24 protein-coding genes are annotated in these 26,266 nt (G+C 45.6%); 12 read left to right on the top strand and 12 right to left on the bottom strand.

Annotation, left to right across the window (positions count from 1 at the left end):
• A partial coding sequence (locus tag NB504_RS02450) for a retention module-containing protein (protein WP_258428186.1) occupies window positions 1-469 on the bottom strand: 469 nt, incomplete at its 3' end.
• A 432-nt stretch (window positions 470-901) separates the two neighbouring features.
• On the opposite strand from NB504_RS02450, the gene NB504_RS02445 reads away from it, so the two are divergent.
• The 3 genes from NB504_RS02445 to NB504_RS02435 all read left to right on the top strand — a co-directional run bounded on the left by NB504_RS02445 (window position 902) and on the right by NB504_RS02435 (window position 3,296).
• Window positions 902-2,212: a TolC family outer membrane protein gene (locus tag NB504_RS02445; RefSeq protein WP_258428185.1), complete on the top strand. Its 1,311-nt coding sequence runs from the start codon at window positions 902-904 to the stop codon at window positions 2,210-2,212.
• Window positions 2,193-2,828, top strand: a complete 636-nt coding sequence (locus NB504_RS02440; protein ID WP_258428184.1) for an OmpA family protein — start codon at window positions 2,193-2,195, stop codon at window positions 2,826-2,828. Before NB504_RS02445 ends, NB504_RS02440 begins: the two co-directional genes overlap by 20 nt.
• A gap of 117 nt (window positions 2,829-2,945) precedes the next feature.
• A complete protein-coding gene (locus tag NB504_RS02435; RefSeq protein WP_013856942.1) occupies window positions 2,946-3,296 on the top strand; it encodes a DUF2750 domain-containing protein in 351 nt (116 codons plus the stop codon).
• A gap of 123 nt (window positions 3,297-3,419) precedes the next feature.
• On the opposite strand, the gene queC is transcribed toward NB504_RS02435, so the two are convergent.
• Both queC and queE read right to left on the bottom strand, forming a co-directional pair.
• A complete protein-coding gene (queC, locus tag NB504_RS02430; protein WP_170935186.1) occupies window positions 3,420-4,115 on the bottom strand; it encodes a 7-cyano-7-deazaguanine synthase QueC in 696 nt (231 codons plus the stop codon).
• A 10-nt stretch (window positions 4,116-4,125) separates the two neighbouring features.
• The gene (gene queE, locus NB504_RS02425) at window positions 4,126-4,776 is read right to left on the bottom strand and encodes a 7-carboxy-7-deazaguanine synthase QueE (RefSeq protein ID WP_176429668.1); all 651 of its coding nucleotides are present in this window, start codon (window positions 4,774-4,776) and stop codon (window positions 4,126-4,128) included.
• Between the two features lie 192 nt (window positions 4,777-4,968).
• On the opposite strand from queE, the gene yidA reads away from it, so the two are divergent.
• On the top strand, window positions 4,969-5,787 hold the full coding sequence (gene yidA / locus NB504_RS02420; RefSeq protein WP_258428183.1) for a sugar-phosphatase: 819 nt from the start codon (window positions 4,969-4,971) through the stop codon (window positions 5,785-5,787).
• A 58-nt stretch (window positions 5,788-5,845) separates the two neighbouring features.
• Here the strand turns inward: yidA and NB504_RS02415 are convergent, their stop codons facing one another.
• The 8 genes from NB504_RS02415 to NB504_RS02380 form a co-directional block, all read right to left on the bottom strand.
• On the bottom strand, window positions 5,846-7,270 hold the full coding sequence (locus tag NB504_RS02415) for a bifunctional NUDIX hydrolase/phosphatase PAP2 family protein (RefSeq protein WP_258428182.1): 1,425 nt from the start codon (window positions 7,268-7,270) through the stop codon (window positions 5,846-5,848).
• A gap of 29 nt (window positions 7,271-7,299) precedes the next feature.
• Complete coding sequence (locus NB504_RS02410) at window positions 7,300-7,782, bottom strand: GNAT family N-acetyltransferase (RefSeq protein ID WP_017046144.1); 483 nt, start codon at window positions 7,780-7,782, stop codon at window positions 7,300-7,302.
• Between the two features lie 224 nt (window positions 7,783-8,006).
• The gene (locus tag NB504_RS02405) at window positions 8,007-9,884 is read right to left on the bottom strand and encodes a propionyl-CoA synthetase (protein WP_258428181.1); all 1,878 of its coding nucleotides are present in this window, start codon (window positions 9,882-9,884) and stop codon (window positions 8,007-8,009) included.
• 27 nt (window positions 9,885-9,911) lie between these two features.
• Window positions 9,912-11,102 carry a 2-methylaconitate cis-trans isomerase PrpF gene (gene prpF, locus NB504_RS02400; RefSeq protein WP_258428180.1) on the bottom strand — a complete coding sequence of 397 codons (1,191 nt, stop codon included), beginning with the start codon at window positions 11,100-11,102 and terminating at the stop codon, window positions 9,912-9,914.
• Window positions 11,099-13,705 (bottom strand): Fe/S-dependent 2-methylisocitrate dehydratase AcnD, encoded by a 2,607-nt coding sequence (acnD, locus tag NB504_RS02395; protein ID WP_258428179.1) that lies wholly within the window; start codon window positions 13,703-13,705, stop codon window positions 11,099-11,101. The genes prpF and acnD overlap by 4 nt, the downstream gene beginning before the upstream one ends.
• A 119-nt stretch (window positions 13,706-13,824) precedes the next feature.
• Complete coding sequence (gene prpC / locus NB504_RS02390; RefSeq protein WP_258428178.1) at window positions 13,825-14,952, bottom strand: 2-methylcitrate synthase; 1,128 nt, start codon at window positions 14,950-14,952, stop codon at window positions 13,825-13,827.
• Between the two features lie 26 nt (window positions 14,953-14,978).
• Window positions 14,979-15,875 carry a methylisocitrate lyase gene (gene prpB / locus NB504_RS02385; protein WP_017046149.1) on the bottom strand — a complete coding sequence of 299 codons (897 nt, stop codon included), beginning with the start codon at window positions 15,873-15,875 and terminating at the stop codon, window positions 14,979-14,981.
• 113 nt (window positions 15,876-15,988) lie between these two features.
• Window positions 15,989-16,699 carry a GntR family transcriptional regulator gene (locus tag NB504_RS02380; protein ID WP_026028009.1) on the bottom strand — a complete coding sequence of 237 codons (711 nt, stop codon included), beginning with the start codon at window positions 16,697-16,699 and terminating at the stop codon, window positions 15,989-15,991.
• A 273-nt stretch (window positions 16,700-16,972) separates the two neighbouring features.
• Between NB504_RS02380 and NB504_RS02375 the strand changes: the two genes are divergently transcribed.
• The 7 genes from NB504_RS02375 to NB504_RS02345 all read left to right on the top strand — a co-directional run bounded on the left by NB504_RS02375 (window position 16,973) and on the right by NB504_RS02345 (window position 23,946).
• A complete protein-coding gene (locus NB504_RS02375; protein ID WP_258428177.1) occupies window positions 16,973-17,803 on the top strand; it encodes a hypothetical protein in 831 nt (276 codons plus the stop codon).
• Window positions 17,804-18,053: 250 nt separating this feature from the next.
• The gene (locus tag NB504_RS02370) at window positions 18,054-19,025 is read left to right on the top strand and encodes a tripartite tricarboxylate transporter substrate binding protein (RefSeq protein ID WP_017047673.1); all 972 of its coding nucleotides are present in this window, start codon (window positions 18,054-18,056) and stop codon (window positions 19,023-19,025) included.
• A gap of 202 nt (window positions 19,026-19,227) precedes the next feature.
• Window positions 19,228-19,725 carry a tripartite tricarboxylate transporter TctB family protein gene (locus tag NB504_RS02365; protein ID WP_010318351.1) on the top strand — a complete coding sequence of 166 codons (498 nt, stop codon included), beginning with the start codon at window positions 19,228-19,230 and terminating at the stop codon, window positions 19,723-19,725.
• A 9-nt stretch (window positions 19,726-19,734) separates the two neighbouring features.
• A complete protein-coding gene (locus NB504_RS02360) occupies window positions 19,735-21,261 on the top strand; it encodes a tripartite tricarboxylate transporter permease (RefSeq protein WP_017046152.1) in 1,527 nt (508 codons plus the stop codon).
• Between the two features lie 140 nt (window positions 21,262-21,401).
• Window positions 21,402-22,103, top strand: a complete 702-nt coding sequence (locus tag NB504_RS02355; RefSeq protein WP_013856957.1) for a response regulator — start codon at window positions 21,402-21,404, stop codon at window positions 22,101-22,103.
• A 27-nt stretch (window positions 22,104-22,130) separates the two neighbouring features.
• Window positions 22,131-23,432, top strand: a complete 1,302-nt coding sequence (locus NB504_RS02350; protein ID WP_088728827.1) for an ATP-binding protein — start codon at window positions 22,131-22,133, stop codon at window positions 23,430-23,432.
• Between the two features lie 145 nt (window positions 23,433-23,577).
• Entirely contained in the window at window positions 23,578-23,946 is a 369-nt protein-coding gene (locus tag NB504_RS02345) for a diacylglycerol kinase (protein WP_258428176.1), read from the top strand.
• A 104-nt stretch (window positions 23,947-24,050) separates the two neighbouring features.
• On the opposite strand, the gene NB504_RS02340 is transcribed toward NB504_RS02345, so the two are convergent.
• Window positions 24,051-25,142 (bottom strand): alkene reductase, encoded by a 1,092-nt coding sequence (locus NB504_RS02340; RefSeq protein WP_198300489.1) that lies wholly within the window; start codon window positions 25,140-25,142, stop codon window positions 24,051-24,053.
• 123 nt (window positions 25,143-25,265) lie between these two features.
• Between NB504_RS02340 and NB504_RS02335 the strand changes: the two genes are divergently transcribed.
• On the top strand, window positions 25,266-26,198 hold the full coding sequence (locus NB504_RS02335; protein ID WP_258428175.1) for a LysR family transcriptional regulator: 933 nt from the start codon (window positions 25,266-25,268) through the stop codon (window positions 26,196-26,198).
• Window positions 26,199-26,266: the final 68 nt, after the last annotated feature.

Genomic DNA, 26,266 nt, shown 5'->3' with positions numbered 1-26,266 from the left:
TTGACCCTAAAACACTTTGAGAATAGCCTTCTAATAGCGTTAAACTTTGTGTTTCAGAGAGGCCTAGCGCGGTGAGTGCTGACGTGGAGAATTCTGTTGCGGCTATGGTTTCCGAAGCGTCGCGAGCGATGCTAACTGAGCCCGTCGGGCTTGAACCGTTCGATTCACCCGCTGCAGTTGCAAGATCTTCGCCTAGCTGTGTTGGGTCTTGGCCTTGCTCTAATGCTGCGAAAATTTCATTGATGTCATTAGTTATATCTACGTTGCGACCATCGGCGTTAACTCTTGATATTTGTACATCATTATTATTGCCTACATCGTTTGGGGTAGCGTTACTGGCACTGATGATTATTTCACCAGGCAAGGTTTTTTCTCCTGGCTGAAGCACCCGTACATTGCCATTTGCATCCACAACGATCATCTGACCGAAAGTTAATGTTGTACCTAAAGAAAAAGAACCAAGTTCCATATAATGCCTCTAATAACTTCCGAATTCACAACGATGCGACTGTTTACATTCCTACATCTTTGCTACGTAATTTGTCATTTCTAATGGTAATAAATTAGCATTTAACACCTGTAATACAAAGGAAAAACCATTTTTACACTTTCTTATGTGACGTAGGTGGAGACTTAAGTCATACATTTATAGTTTGAATCAATATCACACTAAAGATGTACTTTATTATAAAAACAATCAACAATGTTTAATAAATGTTAATTGATGATTTGGTGTATGATTCTTTGCTAAAATCACGAATGTAATGAATATGTTGCTGTTTACTGATGAGAATTTAATGTTATTTTGTTGCGTTTTTCCATCAAGCGTCTCGATAATGCAACAGCTAATGCCGTACTATTGCGGCTTAAAAGAAGTAGAAGTCCCTAGAGGAGTGCCCAAGTGAATTGGATGAAAATGAAAACGTTGAGCTACGCCATCGCACTCAGCTTCCCGATCTCTGTATATAGCCAGACTCTTGAGCAAGCGGTGTCAATAACGCTTGCAACCAATCCAAATATTAAAAGTGCATATAACGAATATGTGAGTAAGCGCTATAATAGCGAAGCCTCTTCTGGTGCTTACCTTCCAAGGATCGATCTCGATGCTGGTATTGGCTACGAAGCGGTTGATTTAGCCTCTGGTACTGAAAATGAACTTACTCGTAAAGAAGCCACCATTACCTTAACCCAACTGATTTGGGATGGTTCTTCGACTTTAAACGATATTGATCGTACTTCGGCTGATGCCGAATCGGTTCGTTTCCAACTCTTAGCTGACGCTCAAGATATCGCATTAGAGGTCACTAAGGTGTATCTCGATGCAACGAAAGCGTTTGAAATACTGACACTTTCTGAAAGCAACCTCTCAGTACATAAGAAAATATATCGTGATATACAAAAGCGTGTGGAATCAGGCATTGGTTCAACCGCTGATCTTTCTCAGGTTGAAGCTCGTTTAGCTAAAGCCCATGGCAATCTTTTAGCTGCACAGAATAATCTGTTTGATATACATACCCAGTTTAAACGGTTGGTAGGTCAACCTCCTCAAGATTTAATTTTCCCTAGAGCAGACCATTCTGCTTTGCCTTTTACCGTTGATGACGCTTTAGAAAAAGCCTACCAAGATCACCCGGTCATCAAAGTAGCGCAAGCCGATGTTGATTCCGCAAAGTTTCAATATAAACAAACTCAGGGAACAAATTACCCAACGTTATCTTTCGAAGCTGCACAAACATGGCGTGATGATGCCGGTGGGATAGAAGGTAGCAGCGATGAATTCTCGGCCATGATTAGGATGCGTTACAACCTGTACAATGGTGGTTCAGATTCTGCGCGCACCGACAGTGCAGCCTACCAAATGAACAAAGCGAAAGATTTAAGAGATCGGACTTATCGTAGTGTTGAAGAGGGGTTGCGTTTATCTTGGAGCGCTCTTGATTTGACATTACAACAAAAAGAATTTTTAGCCGATCATGTTGATTCTGCTTCAGATACGGTTATTGCTTATGAAAAACAATATAAGCTCGGCAAGCGAACACTATTGGATGTGTTGAATACTGAAAATGAGCTTTTCGAAGCAAGAAAAGGTTATCTCGATGCCAAATACGATGAACAGTATGCAAAATACCGTGTTATGAATGCAACTGGGTCATTGTTGAGTTCGTTGAGAGTGGATACACCCAAAGAGTGGCATGATGCGGTGGAGTACTAACATGTTGAAATACTTATGGCCAATGATAGCGAGCTTACTCTTTATCACCTCGACGGCTTCATCTGCTAGAGATGATTATCCATATATTGATATGCCACTCGCTGATCAAATAGACGATTTACGTGACGATGATTTTGACGGCGTGATTAATGCCAGAGATTTGTGCCCCGAAACACCATTGAAGTCAGAGATCGATAATGATGGTTGTGGCACTTTCATTAAAACCGAAGAGCAACTCCAGCTTAGAATTCTGTTTGCGAATGATTCAGCAATAGTCAACCCTGTGTTTCTAAGTCAAATACGGTCAATGGCCAATTTTCTCAAGCAATACCCTTCAGCTTCGATTGAATTACAAGGTTATGCCAGTAAGGTTGGGAATCCAGGTTATAACTTAGAGTTATCGAAAAACCGAGCTTATAATGTCGAGAAGGCGCTTGTTAGTTACGGCATTAGCCATACTCGTGTCCGTATTGTTGGTTTTGGTGATACTGAACTGACAGAAAATGGTGATGATGATATTAGCCATGCGATGAATAGAAAAGTTGTCGCCACTGTCGTCGGCCACAAAGGTTCGGTGAAAGAAGAGTGGACCATTTTCACCAAACGCAAGCGTTGAAATCGATATTTATCGAGGATTGGGGCGTGTTCGCCCCTTTTTTCTGTCTAAAATTGTAATGAGTTTACTAGCACAAAATGCTATCCTTGCGCGTCATCACCTTATGAGATAAAGATAATGAGCAAATTAACTGCTGACCTTCAAGCAAACTTAGAATTGTTTATTGAACAAACAAAAGAGACCCAACTAGTATGGGGCTTAAAAAATGAAGATGGTTGGCTGGCATGCGACTCGACAGAATTTGAAAGTAGTGAAGTTATGCCCTTTTGGTCAACCAAAGAAGATGCACAAACTCACAACGTTGAAGAGTGGTCTGACTTCGAAGTGTTAGAAATCCCTCTCGATATTTTCGTAGAAGATTGGTTGATTACCCTTGATGAAGATGGTGTGTTAATTGGCACCAACTGGAATGCAAGCTTAGAAGGTAAAGAAGTAGAACCTGCAGATTTGGCCAAAATGTACCTTTAGTGCCTTGAACTATTTAGTACCTTGAGCTAAATAATGGGTGTTCTATTTGCACGCTATTCCATTCGCAAACACTAGAACACCCGTTTAAATTTCACTTGATCTATACGTTGATTATTAGATACATCATAAAGTTACAGTTTGCTTTTGGTGAAGCGCATTCATCACCAACGCTTTGTTTACTAAATAATCGTTTAAACCCGCTTTACGTAGCTCACATGATGGGCAATCGCCACAACCATCACCAATAATACCGTTATAACAAGTCAGTGTTTCGTGTCTTATGAGTTCGAGAGCATCATGTTGATCCGCCAATGCCCAAGTTTCTGCTTTGTTTAGCCACATTAAAGGAGTACGAATGTTGAATGGGCGATCCATCCCTTGCACCAAAGCACTGTTCATCGCTTTAACAAAATCATTTCGGCAATCCGGATAGCCAGAAAAGTCTGTTTCACAAACACCAGTAATCACCTCATCTGCGCCTATTTGATACGCGTAAATACCCGCAAGGGTCAAAAACAGAATGTTACGCCCCGGCACAAACGAGTTCGGTAACCCATTCTCTTGTAACTCGTGTGATACTGGAATATCGTCACGAGTGAGTGAACTGATCGCTAACTCATTGAGTAAGCTTACATCCATGACTTTATGTGCAGCTACACCTAACTTTTTCGCTAAGGTGCTGGCAACCTCAATCTCGAGTTTATGGCGTTGGCCATAATCAAAGGTGATGGCGTGCACTTCATCAAACTCTTTTAATGCCTGAACCAAACAGGTTGTTGAATCTTGGCCACCACTAAATACCACAACGGCTTTTTTCATTTTCCTCTCCTCAGGCAATACTTAAATATTTATGCGTTTGAATCGATAAACGCCAGTTCCTCGCAATGCATGTTTCAATGCACAATTGGGTTGCCCGCTCTTTCTGACTAATAGGCTGTAAAGCAATCACTGTTGAATCAGGAACTTGCGCTCGCAGCAATAACGCATCTAGCTGTTCAATATCTTTAGCCGTTGCGACGGGGTGCTTGATCTCATTTGCTCTTAACAGAGCTGAATCGAGTACAGGCAGTTTGCCCTTCATTGCAACTTTTGGTGACACTGTCACCCATGCATTTGCCGAGGTTTGAACCGGGAATGTGCCGCTGGTTTCAATTTGAATGTGACATCCCATTGCCTCAAATGCTTGCGCAAGTGGACGCAGATCATAAATACACGGTTCACCGCCCGTAATTACAATATGTTTAGCATGATAACCCTGTGTTTTATAGAGCGACACCATCTCTTCTGCACTGACTGAGCACCAAGTTGGGCTATCTTGGGTTTTGGCTAGCACGTCATTGATTGGGCGTTCATCTTGCGGCGTTGCATCCCACGTCTGCTTTGTATCGCACCAAGCGCATCCCACTGGGCATTCTTGCAAACGAATAAAAACCGCAGGAACGCCAGTATGCACGCCTTCACCTTGAATGGTCTCAAACATTTCATTAATTTTGTACAACGTAAACTCAGCCTAACTCAATATCAAAAAATGCAGGTCGCTGACCTTAATAGATGCCTTGCCTTAGGTCAAACTAAACCCATCACGTGCGTAAAAATTTGACTAAATCAGTGGCGATCACATCTCAACTTGCATAAGCTGCTGGCTTTCTTCTTCACTTAATTTAGGTAAGTCATGTATAAACTCATCGCTTTAGATATGGACGGTACTCTTCTCAATAGCCAAAAACAGATCACAGCCAGAACAAAACAGGCTATAGCCAAAGCTCGTGAAAAAGGCATAAAAGTGGTGCTGGCGTCTGGACGTCCCATTGATGGCATGCGCGATAAGTTGCAAGAACTGCATTTAAACTCAAATGAGGATTTTGTCCTTTACTATAATGGTTCAATGGTTCAAAACATTGGCAGTGGTGAAATTATTCATCACAAAATTATCGATGGCCGCTCTGCAAAATTAGTCGCTAACCTTGCTAACCAACTTAACGTGAATACGCACGCCTTTAGCCAAGTTCATGGTCTGATCACGCCTAAAATCAGTGAATATACCGAGCTTGAAGCAAGAATCAACGGACTGCCGATCACGGAAATGGATTTTGAACAGCTTGAAGATGATCATCCCATCATCAAAGCAATGATTGTGGCAGAGCCGAGCTTGCTACAGAAAGCCATTGAACAACTTCCTCCGGAGCTCTATCAGCAGTTTACTATTGTACAAAGTGCACCATTCTTTCTTGAATTCTTAAACACACAAAGTAATAAAGGCGTCGGTGTCAAAGCGATTGCCGATCACTTGGGGATCGAGGCTAAACACATTATTTGTATGGGAGATGCTGAAAATGATCATCACATGCTGCAATACGCAGGACTTGGAATTGCAATGGCAAATGCGATGGAACAAACTAAGCAGCTAGCGGACTATATTACACTCAGTAACGACGACGATGGTGTGGCAGTTGCTATAGAAAAATTTGTACTCGGTGAGTCTCACGAATAGGCATTAAAGACGCCTCAGTCGAGGCGTCTTTAATCGGGATGTTGACTAAACAACCAAGTTAAGCACGGCATTTTCGCATGAACCATGCAAAGATGAGCATGAGTAGTGGCAAGCGGAGCGTCTCAACCATTAAAGAGAAAATACTGCTGTATGAAACGAGCGTGGCACCAAATAACACCACTTGATTGAGTGCTAATAACAAAATGATCAGCAGCCACATTCGTTGAAGAGTGATGTGTAGTGGTTCAGTGCTCTTTGTCATAACTAAAGCCGATGCCGTCAGCAAAATGGCTAACCAAGCGGTGAAACTAGGCAAGGGCCAGATCATAGCCAGCAGTGCAACCGTGATCGTTAAACCCCACCATACCCCACGCGAACCCAGCAGTGTTCTGACGTCGGTATAAGATTGTTCATCTAAACGAACAATATGCCACGCGACCAGAGCGCCCAACAATCCACCTATCACCATATCGCTGATGAAGGCTTCCCCAATATAGAATTTGGCCAACATTAATAGCCCCATCAACACGATAAAACCCACAAACATTCGGTTGAAATCGAGATGATCAAAAGCTCGCAATAGTGATATCCCTACACCAAACCAAACTGCAATCGGTAAACTTGGAAAACCGTACCCGTAACTTTGGCAAAGTTCCAACAATGGTATATAGGCATGGGGTCTTGGTAATGCAAATCCTTGCTGAGCGCCTAATGACAACAATGAACTCACGGTAACCACAAAAAATATCTTATAAACAGACTCTTTACCCAGATAACAGGCAATCACTGGAAACAAAACTATCAGCAATAAAGGATCCGTCAATTTGGTGATCCATACTGCGATTTGATAAATCGACGAACTCAGCGTATACGGCCATTCCGCGACCGTATTCTGCAATTTCATCATCCAGCCTAATTCGATTTGGTGAAACCGAGGCGCAGCAGAAACCAGATTCTCTACATAAATCACGGGTTGGCTATCCGCTTCTTGATACATGGTTTTGATCCGATCCCATTGCTCAGGGTAACGATACTGACTTGCATCAATACGATACGGATCGATCAGCATTGCGCTAGCAACCTCGACACCATAATGAGGAGCAAACCAAATAGGCAACTCATGTCCATTACGGCTATTTTTTGACTCAAAAGCAATCACATCGGAATCACTGCGACAGCTGTAAACGACAGCCGTATCCGTATACCCCAACATGCGGCCTACCGTTACAACAAGGCCCGTTTCTTCCCATGTTTCTCTTTGCGCGGCCAATTCTGGAGATTCACCGGGAGATATCGTCCCTCCTGGCAATGAAATCTGCTTGGTGATCACCTCGTTAACGAGCACGATCTTATGATCGGCTTTAACTAGGCATAGAGCACCACGAATATTATCTGGTAGCGTTACGGGTTGTTGAGCGACACCAACACTTGACCAGAACAACGACAGCAAACAGACACTCAACAATGAAAACTGTTTTAACACATTAAAAATCCATGATTATTATTATCGAATTACTTGCTATCGATTGACTTTCTTAACCAATGTATATGCGATGAAAAACCAGAACGTTGATAAAAAGATTGCGCTCCTTGGTTAAAATCCCACACTTCGACAAATACTTGGGTAATACCGTACTCTTTTAATGTCTGTTCCATTTTTTGAAACAGCTGCTGTGCGATATGCTGCTGACGATATTGTGGCTCAACGTAAAGCTCATCAATACTGCCCATTGGTACCGCTTTGCTCACGCTTGAAATTAACTCGCAAAAGTGACCCGATATAAATCCCACAATTTGACTGTCTATTTTGGCAACGTAAACCAAACATTCCGGATCATCTAAATAACGAGCAATACTTTTTTCTTGTTCAATCTCTTCTGCTGTTTTGAAATGCTCAGGGCAAGCAAGGTGATGCTCATGATGAAGGTCATACATCAACTGATTCAGTTGCGGTAAATCACGATCACAAGCAGGAGTTATGATAACTAACGACATATTTCGCGCTCTGAATGAATAAAGCTTTGGCCGTGATTCTATAAGATAGTGATTAAAAAATATATCTTCATGCGTAGCGTTTTTGTTCAATTGAGCGCTAATTTCGTCTTAGAAATAAGACCGATGAACTAAGAGAAACAAATAAAATGCGGATGACAAATTGGTAATGAAAACGCCTCATTCATCTGAGGCGCCTCGATTAATCGTCAACTATAAGGTAGCCGCTAGTGATGGAGCGCTTTTTCTAACTCACTCAAGCTCATTGGGTCATCAATTGTTGAAGGGACAGCATACTCTTCGCCATCGGCAATTTGTCGAATGACGCGACGCAGAATTTTACCAGAGCGCGTTTTGGGTAAACGATCAACAATTAACGCATGCTTAAAGCACGCTACCGCACCAATTTCACTGCGCACTTTGTTAACAAGTTCTTGTTCCAACTCGCGCTCATCCACCTTAACGCCATCTTTAAGCACCACCAACCCTAACGGCAACTGCCCTTTCAGCTCGTCATACACTCCAACTACAGCACATTCGGCAACCGCAGGATGAGCACCGACGATTTCTTCCATCTCCCCCGTAGATAAACGATGGCCTGCAACGTTTATCACATCATCAATTCGCCCCATGATGAAGAGATAACCCTCTTCATCCAAATAGCCACCATCACCAGAAACATAGTAACCGTCAAATTGAGCAAGGTAACCGGACTCAAATCGTTCGTGATCTCGCCATACCGTCGCTAAACAACTTGGTGGTAAGGGGCGTTTCAACGCCACAAACCCTTGTTGATTGGCGGGCATCACTTCACCTAGCTCATTGAGAATCTCAACCTGATAGCCAGGTATCGGTTTCGTTGCTGACCCCGCTTTAATTGGCATCGACTCAAGTCCTATCGGATTTCCAGCAATCGCCCAACCGGTTTCGGTTTGCCACCAATGGTCAACTACTGGCTTTTGAGTGTGCTGCTCTACCCATTCAAGTGTCGGCGGGTCAAGACGCTCTCCGGCCATAAAAATATTGGTTAAAGTGGATAAATCATAATGTTTGAGTAGATCGCCATTGGGATCTTCTTTTTTGATGGCGCGAAAGGCGGTAGGCGCAGAAAAAAGTACGTCCACCTTATACTCTTGGCACACTCGCCAAAATGCAGCCGGATCGGGTGTGCGTACCGGTTTACCTTCATACAAAATAGTGGTGCAACCGTGAATCAAGGGCGCATAAACAATGTAAGAGTGACCGACTACCCACCCCACGTCCGACGCAGCCCAAAAAACACCTTGTTGAGGCATATTGTAGATGGTTGACATGGAGTACTTCATCGCGACTGCATGACCACCGTTGTCGCGCACCACCCCTTTGGGTTTGCCTGTCGTACCTGATGTGTAAAGAATATAAAGCGGATCGGTCGCCAAAACCGGCACACAATCATGCGACGGTGCTTCTTTAACGGCTCGATTCCACTCTAGATCTCGCTCATTATTTAAGTCAGCCACATGCTCCGAGCGTTGTAACACCACCACTTTTTCCGGCTTCCATTTGCTGTCTAAAATGGCACGGTCAACTAAGGGTTTGTAGGGTAAAATCTTATTGATTTCGATACCGCAAGATGCCGTCATAATCACTTTCGGTTCAGCATCTTCAATACGTACCGCTAATTCATTGGGTGCAAAACCGCCAAAAACGACAGAGTGAATCGCGCCAAGCCGTGCACAAGCGAGCATCGCCATCACTGCTTCCGGGATCATTGGCATATAAATGATCACCCGATCGCCTTTAGCAACACCTTGCATTGCCAGCATTCCCGCCACTTTCGCTACCTGATCTCGTAATTGTGTATAGCTGTATTGACGCTTTCTTCCGGTCACTGGGGAATCATAAATCAGCGCGGTTTGCTCACCTCGCCCCTGTTCACAATGGAAATCTAGCGCCAACCAACAGGTATTGAGTACACCATCGGTAAACCAGCGTTCAATGCCATGCTCATCTTTTTGTAAGATAGTTTGGGGAAACTCAAACCACTCAATCTGCCGAGCTTGAGCCTGCCAAAATGATTCAGGTTCAGATTGAGCCCATTGATATTCCTTTAAATATGCCGACATAACATTTCCCTTAACATGATTTGAGGCTTAACGATGGACTCGCACCCAACCTTCCATTAACACCCGCGCGCTGCGGCTCATACTGGCTTTCTCTATTCCCCAATGACCCTCTCGTAAAACGGCTTTAGCGCCCACTTTCAGCGTACCGGATGGATGACCAAAAGTGACCGATTCTTTTGCTCCACCGCCCGCCAACATATTCACTAACGTCCCAGGGACACTGGCCGCTGAAGCGATAGCCACGGCGGCCGTTCCCATCATCGCATGATGCAGTTTTCCCATAGACAGAGCGCGCACCACAATATCGACATCGTTCGCCGATACCGCTTTACCACTGGATGACAAATAGGATTGCGCTTTTGCTACAAACGCTACTTTAGGCGTATGTTGGCGCAGTTGGGCTTGTTCAATATGCTCAATCAAACCCATTTTCACAGCGCCATAAGCGCGAATCGATTCAAACATCGCCAAGGCATGATCATCATTGTTGATCGCCTCTTGCAGCTCAGTACCTTGATAACCGATGTCGTGTGCATCGATAAAAATCGTCGGAATGCCCGCATTAATGAGCGTTGCATTCAAGGTTCCCATGCCGGGGATTTGCAGTTGGTCGAGCACATTTCCGGTTGGGAACATCACACCGCTATCATCGGCAGGATCGAGAAAATCAACCGCAATTTCGGCGGCGGGAAAAGTCACCCCATCAAGTTCGAAATCACCACACTCTTGCACTTCACCCTGTTCAGTTGGCACATGAATAAGAATGGTTTTGCCAATGTTGGCTTGCCAAACGCGAACCGTCACTACACCGTTATTAGGGATCCGTTCTGGGTCGATAAAACCGCTGTGAATCGCAAATGGCCCTACTGCCGCAGAAAGGTTACCGCAGTTGCCGCTCCAATCTACGAACGCTTTGTCTATCGAAACTTGGCCGAATAGATAATCGACATCGTGATCGGCTTGCTCACTTTTGGAGAGAATCACTGCTTTGCTGGTGCTAGAACTTGCGCCGCCCATGCCATCAATTTGTTTGCCATAAGGATCGGGGCTACCAATGACACGCAACAGCAGTTGATCTCGCGCCTCTCCCGCTTGCTGAGCCTCTTTGGGTAAATCTTCAAGCCGAAAAAACACGCCCTTACTGGTGCCGCCGCGCATATACATCGCCGGAATTTTTAATGAGTTACTCACGTGATACTCCTTTATCCTTAGCGTCATTGAGCCAGAAAATCTTGCGCAAAACGCTGCAATACGCCACCAGCCTGATACACACTGACTTCATCAGCCGTGTCTAAACGACAAGTCACCGTAACCTTCTGCTGTTCGCCCTTATTTACGCCTTGCGTACGCGTGATCACCAAGGTTAAGTCGACGCTCGGCTTAATATCTCCCACCACATCATAAAGCTCAGTACCATCGAGTTGCAGTGTGTGGCGGTCTGTTCCCGTTTTAAATTGCAGTGGCAGAACACCCATCCCGACTAAATTCGTGCGATGGATCCGTTCAAACCCCTCGGCAACAATGGCTTCAACTCCCGCCAAACGTACACCTTTCGCCGCCCAATCACGTGACGAACCTTGCCCATAATCGGCCCCAGCAATAATGATCAATGGCTGCTTACGATCCATATAAGTCTCTATCACTTCCCACATGCGGGTAACCAAGCCTTCAGGTTCAATACGCGCTAACGAACCTTGCTTTACTTTGCCCTCCTCTTGCACCATCTCATTGAACAGTTTGGGGTTAGCAAAAGTGGCGCGTTGCGCGGTCAGATGGTCACCACGATGCGTGGCATAGGAGTTAAAATCTTGCTCCGGAACGCCCATTTTGAGCAAATATTCCCCAGCGGCACTGGTCGCTAAAATAGCGTTCGATGGCGATAAATGATCCGTAGTGATGTTGTCACCTAAAATCGCCAAAGGTCGCATGGCCGACAGCCGACGTTCACCCGCTAACGCACCTTCCCAATAAGGCGGACGGCGGATATAAGTGCTCATGGGGCGCCAATCATAAAGTGGCTTTTGTTTGGCCATGTGCTCATCTAATTTAAACATCTGAATGTAGATTTGTTTGAACTGTTCGGGCTTAACATGGCGCGCCACCACATCATCGATCTCATCATCGGTTGGCCATAAGTCATTGAGGTAAATCGGCTTGCCTTGCGCATCTATTCCCAACGCGTCTTTTTCAATATCAAAACGAATCGTACCCGCAAGTGCATACGCCACCACCAATGGCGGGGAGGCAAGAAAAGCCTGTTTCGCATAGGGATGAATGCGGCCATCAAAGTTTCGGTTACCTGATAGCACAGCCGTAGTATAGAGATCGCGTTCAATGATTTGCTGCTCAATCATAGGATCAAGCGCGCCACTCATGCCATTACAGGTGGTGCATGCATAAGCGACGATGCCAAAACCGAGCTGTTCTAGCTCAGGCAGCAGGCCGGCTTCCTCTAAATAAAGTTTGGCTACTTTTGAGCCCGGTGCAAAGGAGGTTTTGACCCAAGGTTTGCGAACCAAACCCAATTGATTAGCCTTTTTCGCCAGCAACGCGGCGGCCACAACATTGCGCGGATTGCTGGTATTGGTACACGAAGTAATGGCGGCGATGATCACTGCGCCATCAGGTAATTCGCCTTCTTTGGTTTGCCACGCCCCCGCAATACCGCGCTCGGTCAGTTCGCTTGTCGGCAAGCGGCGATGAGGATTCGAAGGCCCGGCTAAATTGCGCTGTACACTTGAGAGATCAAATTCCAGCACCCGTTCGTATTGCGCTTTAATTAAATCATCGGCCCATAAGCCGGTTTGCTTAGCGTACTGTTCAACCAAGGCTACTTGCTGTGCGTCTCGACCCGTGAGTTTGAGATAGTTGATGGTTTGCTCATCAATATAGAACATGCCTGCGGTTGCACCATATTCAGGTGTCATATTGGAAAGCGTTGCGCGATCGCCAATCGTCAATGCGCGAGCGCCTTCTCCGAAAAACTCCAGATAACAAGATACCACGCGCTGATTTCGCAAGAACTCCGTAATGGCAAGCACAATGTCGGTCGCAGTGATCCCCGCTTGGCGTTGACCGGTTAGTTTAACGCCGACAATATCGGGCAGACGCATCATCGAAGGCCGACCTAACATCACTGTTTCGGCTTCTAACCCACCGACGCCAATCGCCAACACACCTAATGAATCGACATGAGGAGTATGGCTGTCAGTACCGACACAAGTATCTGGAAACGCTAAACCGTTTTTCACTTGGATGACGGGCGACATTTTTTCTAAGTTAATCTGGTGCATGATGCCATTGCCTGCCGGAATAACGCTGACATTTTCAAAGGCGGTTTTGCACCATTCGATGAAGTGAAAGCGATCTTCATTGCGGCGATCTTCAATCGCACGGTTTTTTTCAAACGCGTCAGCTTCGAAGCCGGCATGTTCAACCGCGAGTGAGTGATCGACAATCAGTTGCGTTTCCACCACAGGGTTTACTTTGGATGGATCACCGCCTTGCTGAGCGATCGCGTCTCTTAACCCCGCCAAGTCCACTAAAGCGGTTTGTCCTAAAATGTCGTGGCACACCACACGCGCCGGATACCACGGGAAGTCGAGATCGCGCTTACGCTCAATCAGCTGTTTCAGCGAATCAACCAATGTGTGCGGCTCACAGCGGCGGACTAAGTTTTCCGCCAGTATCCGTGAGGTATAAGGCAGCCGATCATACGCTCCGGCTTGGATATCATTGACCGCTTCTCGTGCATCAAAATACTCCAGCGCGGTCACTGGTAATACTTTTTTGTATTGGCTGTTGATCGTTTGATGACTCATCAATTCCACCCATAAAACTGTCTATTCGAAACATTGTCTATTCAAAACATCGTCTAGCGAGCTAGGTTTTACCTGCCATCAAACCATACACCAAAGGAGCATGGCTTGATTTCATCCCATTAACGCTGCTCTATTGGTATCCACTCTTGATGTTCAGGGCCGTCATAATCGGCACTTGGGCGAATAATTCGGTTATTAGCGCGCTGCTCAAACACATGAGCGGCCCAGCCGGTTAATCGACTCATCACAAAAATAGGGGTAAATAATGGCGTAGGGATACCCATAAAATGGTAGGCCGAAGCGTGGAAGAAATCCGCATTACAAAATAGGCCTTTCTCACGTTTCATCACCGCTTCAACACGTTCTGATACCGCGTACAAATGCGTGTCGCCCACCGCTTCAGATAACGCTTTTGACCAACGTTTGATCAATGCGTTACGCGGGTCACTTTCACGATAAATAGCATGACCAAAGCCCATAATTTTGTCTTTATTAGCCAACATTTGCAGAATATTGGCCTCAGCTTCGTCCGGTGTTTGCCAGCGTTCGATCATCGCCATCGCCGCTTCATTGGCTCCACCATGCAACGGACCACGCAGTGTGCCAATCGCCCCAGTTACGCAAGAGTGAATATCTGACAGCGTAGAAGCACAGACGCGCGCGGCAAACGTTGATGCATTAAACTCGTGCTCTGCGTACAGAATCAATGAGCAATGCATCACCTGCTTGTGCAGCTCGCTCGGTGCTTTTCCTGTCAGCATTTTTAAGAAGTAGCCACCAATGCATGCTTCGCTTTGATCTTCAGTGTCAATCCGGATACCTTGGTGGCTGAAATGATACCAATAACAGATAATAGCGGGGAAAAGTGCCAACATCCGTTCGGTCGCACTCAACTGCTCAGCAAAACTGTGCTCAGTTTCAAGGTTGCCTAAAACTGAACAGCCAGTGCGCATTACGTCCATTGGATGTGTACTGGCTGGCAGCAGCTCTAGCGCGGCTTTTAACGGCTGCGGTAAACCTCGTAATCCCATTAAGCGGGTTTTGTACTGGTCAAGTTCACTTTGATTAGGTAAATGGCCAATCAATAACAGATGAGCGACCTCTTCAAACTGTGCATGGTTGGCAAGATCGGTGATGTCATAACCTCGATAAGTTAGACCCGTCCCCGTTTTTCCGACAGTACATAAAGCGGTGACTCCCGCGCTTTGACCGCGCAGACCTGCGCCGCCCAGTGGTGCGTTTGACATGTTGAACTCCTTTTCCTTTGTTTTTATTATTCCTTTGATGAAAAAAGCTCGTCGAGCTTATCTTCGTAATCGTGGTAATTGAGATAGTCATACAGCTCGCTACGGGTTTGCATGCTATCGAGCAAAGCTTGTTGGTTGCCCTGCTCTAATAAATGGCGATAGACATTCTCAGCCGCTTTATTCATCGCACGAAACGCACTCAATGGGTAAAGCACCATATCCACTTTCACTTGAGCAAGTTCTGCACATGGGTAGAGCGGCGTCTGACCAAACTCAGTAATGTTGGCTAAAATCGGCACTGATTTACCACAAGCTGCGCTTAGCGCGGTGGAGAAACGATCGTACTGCTCAAGAGTGGTCATCGCTTCGGGGAAAATCATATCGGCTCCGGCCTGCACGCAAGCAATGGCACGTTCAATGGCGCTATCAATTCCTTCCACCGCTAACGCATCGGTACGCGCCATGATCACAAACTCTGGGTTCACTCGTGCATCTACCGCAGCTTTAACGCGGTCAACCATCTCTTGCTGGCTGACGATCGCTTTATTAGGGCGGTGCCCGCAGCGTTTCTGCGCAACTTGATCTTCCATATGCACGGCAGCAGCGCCCGCTTTTTCCATCGCTTTGATAGTGCGAGCAATGCTAAATGCGCCGCCAAAACCGGTATCAATATCCACCAGCAAAGGCAAATCACACGCATTGGTGATGCGCTCAACATCCACCAGCACATCATTTAATGTGGTGATACCTAAATCGGGCAAACCATACGAAGCGTTAGCGATGCCACCACCCGACAGATAAATGGCTTGGTGGCCTAAACGTTTGGCCATCATTGCGCAATAGGGATTGATCGTGCCGACAATCTGCAGTGGATCATTTTGTTGAACTGCGAGTCTAAATTTCGCCCCCTGACTTAAGCTCATGAGATTCTCCTAATCAATCGCTTGGTTATCGCCCTTATTCAAGGCCGCTCTATGCGTGGTTCTTGGTTTGATTCATTGCAGGCATGATTATTTTCTGCCCACCGCCCTGTGGCTTACTCTTTTACTATCTGCTGTTCAATCAAGATTCGACTGCCCGAAATATGGCGTCGCATCAACATCTCAGCCAGTTCTTCATCGCCGTTTTTGATCGCTTGTAGAATGTATTTGTGCTCATCCAACGCCTCCTTCGGACGTGAATGTGAGCGTGGCGATTGATAACGATACATGCGCAGTAAGTGATAGAGCTCATCACACAATAAAGTCACTAATTTATGATTACGGCTGGCTTTGATGATGCGGTAATGAAAGTCAAAATCACCGTGTTGATGAAAATAGGAAGCCCCTTCGACTTGCTCAATATGATTCGAATGTGTCGACAATAACGCCTCTAGCCCTTGTAATTCAGAGGGCGAAATGTTGCGCGCCGCTAACCTTGCCGCCATACCCTCTAGCGCTTCGCGTACTGCATAAAGCTCCACCAACTTACCGGGTGATAACTCAATGACTCGCGCGCCCACATGTGAAACACGTTCGATCAACCCCAAGCCTTCCACACGCATTATCGCTTCACGCAGTGGCCCACGGCTGACTTGAAAACGTTTGGCGAGTTCGGGTTCTGAAATCTTGCTGCCCGGTGCTATACGCCCTTCAACAATCGCCTCAATCAGATACTCCGTAAGGTTTTCCGATTTGGTGTTCTCTTTTTCTCGTTCAACAGCGTGTGATTTTGTATCAGTACTGTTTAGTGTTAGTGCACTATTCATCTTGTTATCGCTCACAGGTTGGATTCATGCTGAGGCGCAAAGCACTCACACACTTATATGTGTTAACAATTATTAAAACTTATTGTTAAAATAGACCATAAAACTATCGATAATCAATAAAATTGTCGACACATTAGACTAATGTATAAGAAACTTAATGATTAAATTTGAACCCGAAGAAGATAAAACTCTGTGAGCTTGAAAAGAGAAAAGTGTCGATTTCGCAGATAGAATAAGCAGTGCAACCCATTACCGATGACACGGCCGTCACTTATGAATCTTTGCAAGAGAATCACGCACTCTCCTTTTGGTTACGCTCTCGCCTGCTCGTTGCTCTTATCTGGATGCATTGCTTACAACAGTAAACCGAAAAATCCGCGCAGCTACCCACTACTGAGTGAAGCGATCTATTCTGAGGATGCTCTTTCATTGGCAGACAACCCAAATATTATTCGCACGGCAATAGAGCAGAATCAATCGGTTACGATCAATGACCTCAACGCGCTAACAAGCCAGTTACCTATTGTTTTTCCTGAATTAAATTTACACCTTGAGCAAGAACACTCATTTGATGCTCGCTTATTTCAAAGCGCAGTACGGCAACTTGTTGCTCAATTTGCTTGTGAATTGTACAGCAGCCAGCAAATGTCCGATTCGGTTCAAATGTGTGCAAACGATGGCCGTGTAACACCGAACAACTTAGGTTATTTGCCTTTCCAGCAAGGCAAGTATTCGGGTGAGCGCTTAACGGTTCATCGACATTCTCAACCGCAAGGTTCTCAATCGCAAAGTGTAGCCGTTGATCTCTATCTTAAAAGCACATCGGAGCGACCATTGAGCTCAATATGGGGCTCGACGCATACTTTAGGGCGGTTCCATGGTTCGCACTTTTCATCGGACAGTGTGGTACTCACCGTCTACTTCGAAGGGCATGTGTTAGATGAGCGCCATCAATGGCAAGCCCAATATCCCGAACCTTTGATCTTTTTCTTACTGCTGCCCAGTATCACGACCTTACTTCAACAAGGTAATGACGCCTCAGCTGCGCAATTTGCAATGAATAACACCCGTTTACTGCTCGTAGATAGTGAGACAAGACGCTAGCGAAGACTCGTCGCACAACGCAGCAAAATAACGCCGTGAACTTTATGAACAAAAACGTTTTTATGCCCTATATTGTTTTTATCTACGCATTAGAGACAAACCTGTAACAGGTTATTAACTTAACGTATCTGCATTAGATCATTGATGCAGTCATGATAACAACGATAAGCACCCTATCTCCGCCTGTAGCATTCAGTCACAAACGCTCCAAGGTAAAGATGAAGATGCGCCCTACATAAGGAACGTGAATATGTTTAAGCAGTTCAAACCAACCCTCACTGCATCCATTCTGGCTGCAACCTTTTCTATTAGCAGCTTCGCCGCTGATATTGAGAAACTTCACATTTTAGTACCCGGTGGCGCGGGTGGTGGTTGGGACATGACGGCTCGTGGTACAGGTGATGTACTGATGAAAACCGACATTGTCGGCAATGTGTCTTACCAAAACTTATCCGGTGGTGGTGGTGGTAAAGCGATTGCACACCTAATTGAAACCGCAGACCGCCAAGAAGATACCTTGATGGTCAACTCTACACCGATTGTTGTTCGTTCTTTATCCGGTGTTTTTCCACAATCCTTCCGCGATTTAACACCGATTGCCGCCACCGTTTCTGATTATGGCGCTATCGTTGCTGCGGGCGATTCAAAATACAAAACGTGGGAAGATGCGGTTGCCGATTTCAAAGACAACCCGCGTAAAGTGAAAGTCGCTGGCGGTTCTGCTCGTGGCAGTATGGATCACTTAGTCGCCGCAGCCGCTTTCAAAGGGCAAGGGTTGGATCCAAAAGAAGTTCGCTACATCGCCTATGACGCGGGTGGCAAAGCCATGGCGGCACTACTTTCTGGTGAAACACAACTGCTTTCAACAGGCTTAGGTGAAGTGCTTGAAATGTCCAAGTCTGGCCAAGTGAAAATTTTGGCGATCACCGCCCCTAAACGTTTGGAATCTGCCCCGAATATTCCAACATTAACTGACTATGGCAACCCAACAGTCTTTGCTAACTGGCGCGGCTTCTTCGCAGCCCCTGGGATCAGCCAAGAGAAGATTGATCAGTGGAACGCAGCATTAGCGAAAATGTACACCACCGATGAATGGAAAATCGTCCGCGACCGTAATGGTTGGATCGATAACTATCAAGCGGATAAAGAGTTTTACGCCTTCTTAGAAGCCCAAGAGAAAGAGATGGGTGATCTGATGCGTGAGCTCGGTTTCCTGAAGTAAGGTCGCTAAGGGGACAGTTCCTTGCCTTGTCCCCGCTAGCAACACTTTTGCCGTGTGCAGTTATGCTCAATACTCCTTTGTTTATCAGGCAAATATGGATAGGAAAACCTTCATATACCTATCCCTTTGCCCTTAGTTAATCAATTCATTAACTCGCTGCTACACGGCTCTTTTCTCCCCTATTTCTACCATGGAGTTGGATATGTCGGATCTGCCAACCAAATTTTTCAGCAAAGAATATTTACTGTGCCGCGATCGCGTTGGCGCGTTGATCTTCCTTGTTCTTAGCCTTTGCTACGGCTATCAAACGACTCAAATACCGATGTTTCCCGGTGATGAATATGAACCGTTTAACGCCCAAACCTTGCCGACTCTGCTGACTTACGCTGGAATTGGCCTCTCTTTGTTGATGCTGGTGTTAGGGCAGCCCGATAAACAAAGCGGCGCGGTATTGCACTTCAACTGGAAATTGTTGATTGGTTTTTTAGTGTTGATGGCGCTGTATGGACTTGGTCTAACCTATTTAGGCTTCGTACTGGCCACCAGTTTCTTTCTACTCGCTGGCTTTTATATTTTGGGTGAAAGACGCAAATCAGTGTTATTTGGTGCTTCTTTTCCCTTTGTCATTGCGTTTTATCTGCTGCTTACTCAAGGTTTGGACATCTACCTTGAGCCCGGCGTTATTTTCACACTCTGGTAGGAACTGATTATGTTAGATGGAATTTTACAAGGGCTTTCTACCGCCATGATGCCAATGAACATCTTCATGGTGATTGTGGGCTGTTTCGTCGGTACTTTTATCGGCATGTTACCCGGGCTTGGCCCGATTTCGGCCATCGCGTTGATGATCCCGATCACCTATGGCCTTGAACCATCTTCAGGTTTGATTTTAATGGCCGGCGTTTATTACGGCGCTATTTTTGGCGGCTCCACTTCCTCCATTTTGATTAATGCTCCCGGATGCTCGGCAACCGTGGTCACCGCGTTTGACGGCTACCCCATGGCGCAAAAAGGCCAAGCTGGTAAAGCGTTAGCCATCGCCGCTTACGCCTCTTTTACAGGCGGAACCTTGTCAGCGATTATGCTCTTGGTCGCAGCGCCTGCACTGGCCAGCGTGTCACTGAGTTTTCAATCCTCTGACTATTTTGCGTTGATGCTACTCGGTCTATCGGCGGTCGCCGCCTTTGCTGGAAAAGGACAAGTCCTTAAAGCATGGATGATGGTTGTTCTTGGCTTGATGCTCTCTACCGTTGGTATTGATAAAGGCGTTGGTGTGGAACGTTTTACCTTTGGCTTAACTGATTTAATGGACGGTTTTAGCTTCCTCTTGCTGGCGATGGCGACATTCGCTTTAGGCGAGACATTAATGGGTATTTTAAAACCAGAAAACGACACGCGTACAGATGAACAGAATAAAATCAGCAACTTGGGCAGTATGAAAATCACCAAGGCAGAATTTAAAGAAGCGGCTCCCGTTTCAATTCGTGCTTCCATTTTAGGTTTTTTCACTGGCGTGTTGCCCGGCGCTGGCGCAACCATCGCCGCATTTTTGAGTTATGGTATGGAGCGCAGCTTAGCGCCCAAAGATAAAAAAGAAGAGTTCGGTAAAGGGTCTTTGCGTGGGCTTGTTGCACCAGAGTCAGCCAATAACGCCGCCTCTAGCGGATCTTTTGTTCCGCTGTTGACACTCGGCATTCCCGGCTCTGGCACCACAGCGATCATGCTTGGAGCCCTGCTCTCTTACGGCATTCAACCTGGCCCTCGTTTATTTGTTGATCACCCTGATGTCTTTTGGTCTGTCATCATCTCAATGTATCTCGGTAATATTGTACTTATCATCCTTAACTTACCGCTTATTCCATATATTTCAAGGCTATTGGCGGTGCCAAGAACCGTATTGCTGCCGATGATTTTGTTCTTCTCAATCACCGGAGTTTATTTGGTTTCGTTTAACACTATGGATGTTTACGTAATGTTGATCGTCGCGATGGGGGCGATTGCTCTACGGTTAGCCAACTTCCCGCTGGCACCACTGCTGCTTGGCTTTATTTTGGGGGGATTAATGGAAGAGAACCTTCGCCGCGCGTTGATGATCAGCGATGGGGAGTTAAGCTTCTTGTGGGAACGTCCGATCACTTTCGTGTTTACCGTGCTTGCAGTTGTGATGTTGACTAGCCCACTTGTGGTGATGCTGGCGAACAAACTTCGCTCTTCACCGACCAAAGCAGTTGAATAACAAGAGATTGTATCAATAGATACTCATCCAACCATACAAAGACCTAGCGAAAATGCTGGGTCTTTGCTTTACTATGCACTTCAAATTTTTTCAATGTCAGCGATTGTCATGTCGTTCATCGTACCTATCTAGGAGTCTCCATGACGGATAGACACTCTTTAATCATCGTTGAAGATGATCTAAAACTCAGAGAAATGTTAACAGAATACTTTGAAAGTCAAGATATTAGCGTCATTGCCCTTGCTGAAGGTGCCAAAGCGAGCGCGGTCATTTTAGAGCAACAACCAGATATCGTGTTACTGGATTTAATGCTACCCGGTGAAGATGGGCTGACAATTTGTAGACAGATCCGTCCTATGTACAACGGTAAGATATTGATGCTAACCGCCAGTGATGACGATTTTGATCACGTTGCAGCACTGGAAATTGGTGCCGATGATTTTGTGACAAAGCCGATTAAACCACGCGTCTTGCTTGCAAGAATGCGTATGCTACTGCGCAGAGTCGACAACGAGCCAATTCAAACCGCGAAAACCGTGCTTGAATTTGGGGCCTTGTCTCTCAATCAATCTCGACATCTGTGTGAAATGAATGGTGAGGCCGTGGCGATGACCGACAGCGAATTCGACTTGCTGTGGCTACTGGCATCAACACCAGATCAAGTCCTATCACGGGATGTATTAACTAAAGCGTTACGCGGGATTGAATACGATGGGCTTGATAGAACCGTCGATAACAAGATTGTCATTTTGCGTAAAAAACTCGGTGATGATTCTTCCACACCGAAACGCATTATTACGGTCCGAGGGAAAGGATACCTTTTTGTACCAGACACGTGGTAATGACCACGTATTTTAGAAGAAACCTGTATGCGTCGTATCTACGTTGAATCTTTTGTTGGTTTATTGCTCTTTTTTTTAGCGACACTCATTACCATTGAACTGGTCGTTTACCAGCTTGGTACTGACTACGATTACGTACTTGAAGATTATCAAGCTGAAGCATTTCATGACTTGGTCACTCGTATTTATCAGCATGAAGGTGAAGCCAACACCTTAAATGTACTAAAAGAATATGCCGATAAAACACGACAACTGATAGAGACGCATACTGAAAAGACCTTACCCTCAGATGTGCGAGCGTTTTTCTTTACCACCGCCCCCAATGCCTACACCTACTACGATGATGATCGTTTTTTATGGCTGCGCCTGACGTCCACCTCACCAATTTACAGCTTTAAACCCGATGAAGAATCACCACTGAGGCAAGCCATTTTCTTCGCAGATAATCTCTCACTTTTGCTGCTTGTCGTCGGCTTTGCACTGTACTGTGTGTTGCTGATCTGGTTCATCAGTCGGCGAGTGCGTGAATTGGAAAAAGTGACCTTAGCCTTTGCCGCTGGTGATCTAACCGCTCGCGCCTCCATCAAAAGCGGCGATAAAGTCGGCTCTTTAAACAAAAGCTTTAACTACATGGCAAGCAAAATTTCCGCCTTGGTGCTCAGCAATAAAGCGCTGAGTAATGCCGTGGCTCATGAGTTACGCACTCCTATCTTTCGGATCCAATGGCAAGCAGAAATGTTGGCCGATGAATCTCTGACACCAAAACAAGCGGCGAAAGTCGCCAGTATCATCGAAGATACCGAAGAGATGGAAACGATGGTCGATGAACTTCTTTACTACGCGAAAGTTGAAAGGCCAGAAAACGAACTCAATATGCAGACAATTCAGCTCAATTACTGGCTCGAACCGATACTAGATAAATGGCGCAGCAACAGCATAGTCGAGATCCAGTTGCTACCATTAGCACAAGTCGCCACTTTACAGGTCGATCCATACCTTCTCAAAAGAGCTCTGGATAATTTATTAGGTAATGCTCAGAAATACGCCAAAAGCAAAATAGCCGTTGAAACCTCCGTGATCAACGCAGGTCAAGCAGTGCAAATTGATATCCATGATGATGGAGAAGGGATTGACCCGCAGCACTGGCCATTCATTTTTGATGCTTTTTACAGCGCGGATCTCTCACGTGGAGCGCGACAATCAGGCTTCGGATTAGGCTTGGCCATCGTCAAACAGATCGTTTTACGCCACAACGGCCAAGTATCGGTGGCTAAAAGTGTGTTCGGAGGCGCTTGCTTTACTCTTGTACTACCCGTGGTGGGCGTTTAATATCGGGCCACTTAAGAGAATCAGTGAACTGACGTCATTGATTCTCTTTTTTAACATGAGGGTGCGGGGCGAAGGCTATTTTACGTCTACACGTAATTCACTCATGCCCATTGTCATAGTTATTCATTATTAGGTTGTTCATTTTATGAAACCAGGTCGTACGGGTATAAAGCGTCTGTTTTATGCCACAGGTTATTCAATACAAGGGCTGAAAGCCGCGTGGCTAAACGAAGCCGCTATTCGACAAGAAACTGTCACTTCAATTTTGTTGATTACCATTACTTTCTTTTTGCCTGTCACTAAAATTGAGCAAATCATGATGATTGGTTGCTTAGTCTTAGTTGTGATTGTGGAGTTGATGAATTCCGCCGTGGAAGCCGTGGTTGACCGCGTCGGTAGCGAATGGCACGAACTCAGTGGCCGCGCCAAAGACGTCGGTTCAGCTGCCGTACTGATCGCGTTGATATTTTCAGCATTCACATGGATGTTTATTCTGTGGCCTTATTACTTTTAGCGTATCATTTTGGCGCGCGTTAATGGCTCATTGCTTTATAACGGCCAACCAGTTGTAAAAAAGCCAGCAGAATCATAGAACAAACGACTGCTGGCTATGTCGATTTAGGAATGGTTTGGATAATCTGTATATCCCTTAGTACCTCCACCAAATAAGCAACTTGGATCAAATGCCGATAATGTACGGTTCATTTTCAAACGCTCGACTAAGTCTGGATTCGCAATAAAGGGACGCCCAAATGCGACTAAGTCGGCGTAGCCATTTTCCAAGATTTGGTTTGCTCGCTCAACGTCATATCGGCCTGCAACAATAATGGTATTGGTGAACAGCTCACGTAAATGTCGGCGAAAATCTTCAGGGATTTGTGGAGCATCATCCCAATCAGCTTCTGACAAATGCAGATACGCAATACCGAGTTTCTGTAATTGCTCCGCCGCTTGTAAAATCGTTGGGACGATATCTGGGCAGTTCATATCTTTAAATGTGATGTAAGGCGCCAAGCGAACTCCAACTTTGTCAGCACCAACCTTATCAATGATTGCACTCACAACTTCCATAAGAAAACGTAAGCGGTTTTCTCTGCTGCCACCATATTGATCAGTGCGATGATTCGAATTGGTTCGCAAAAACTGATCGATCAGATAGCCATTACCACCATGAATTTCGACGCCATCAAAGCCAGCCGCAATCGCATTGTGTGCAGCATTAGCAAAATCGCGTACCACTTGGTTAATCTCTTGCAATGTCATTGCTCTTGGTTCAACGCATTCCATCATCTCACCGGCACTCCCCGGCTGTGCAATCCAGACTTTGGTATCGACTGGAGCAATAGCTGAAGGAGCCATCGGCTTTTGACCTTGTTGAAAAACAGGATGCGATACTCGCCCTACATGCCATAGCTGATTCACTATTTTTCCTCCGCGGTCATGCACGGCTTGAGTGACCTGCTGCCAACCCACAATTTGTTCTGGCGTGTATATGCCAGGAGTAAATGAGTATCCTTGGCTATCGTCTGATATTTGTGTTGCTTCAGTAATAATCAGACCAGCACTCGCTCGCTGAGCATAATATTGCGCCATGATGTCGTTGGGAACATTACCCGGTTGACTTGTCCGAGCACGCGTCATCGGGGCCATTACCAGCCGGTTATTCAAAGAAAGTGGACCGATTTGTATCGGGGAAAATAAGCTACTCATCATTCAATCGCTCTGTATTGGGTTGTTATCCATAGGCTATAACAAAAGAATCACTAAATAATCTAGCTATAATTAAAAAGAGTATTTAGGATTACTTAACAATAACTGCGATATAGAATCTTAATGAACAAATTATTGAACATGGAGGTCTTTGTTGCCATTGTTGAGCAACAAGGGTTGGCGGCCGCCGCAAAAGCCATCAATATGTCCGCTGCTTCAGTCACACTAAAACTGCAAGAGCTTGAACGCCACTATGGCGTGAAATTGCTGCAAAGAACCACACGTAAAATTGCATTGACGGAAGCCGGCGAACGTTTCTATCCATTATGTTTACAAACCTTATCCAACATCACTGAAGTCGAGTCTTCGCTATTCGCCGAGAAAACACACTTGGAAGGCAATATAAAAATTTCAGCACCCAAAGATCTCGGGCGACAACATTTATTGCCACTGCTCGACTCCTTCTTAGCAAGACATCCTAAAATTGTGCCTCAGATTACCTTTAGTGACAGTGTGTTAGGGATATATGAAACAAAACTTGATTTGGTATTGCGTTACGGCACACTCAAAGATAGTCAATTGGTTTCCAGAAAATTAGCAACAAGTCGCCGCGTTCTTTGTGCCTCACCCGCATATTTAGCGTGTCATGGTCAACCGACACACCCAGAGGATCTCAAACAGCATGCTTGCTTGGGTATGCTACGCAAAAGTGAATCATTAACGCGTTGGTCTTTTCTTAAAGGAGATGCCGTTCAAGATATTCTGATCAAACCATCACGTTTGTCTAATGATGGCGAAGTGATTCGCCAGTGGGCACTCGAAGGCGCAGGTATTGCACTCAAATCACAACTCGATATTCAACCCGACCTCAATGCTGGGAAACTCGTTCTTCTCTTGGAAGATTATCGGCAAAGTTTTAGTTCACACGATTTGGCCACAGGATCGGACTTGCATCTGCTCTATCCTAATCGTGATCACCAACCGTCACGTATCAAAATATTGATCGAGGAGATTGTGCGCTATTTTGAAAAACGTACGCTTCCTACTGGGCAATAGCAAAAGAGCGCCGATAAAGGCGCTCTTTGTTTATTTTATTTCGACAATTTTCGGCGATTAAATGTCGA

It is taken from the genome of Vibrio sp. RM-69-4 (genome assembly GCF_024743775.1).
Classification (GTDB): domain Bacteria; phylum Pseudomonadota; class Gammaproteobacteria; order Enterobacterales; family Vibrionaceae; genus Vibrio; species Vibrio anguillarum.
Note: the sequence above shows the minus strand (reverse complement) of the source record. Positions and strands in the feature narration are given on the sequence as shown.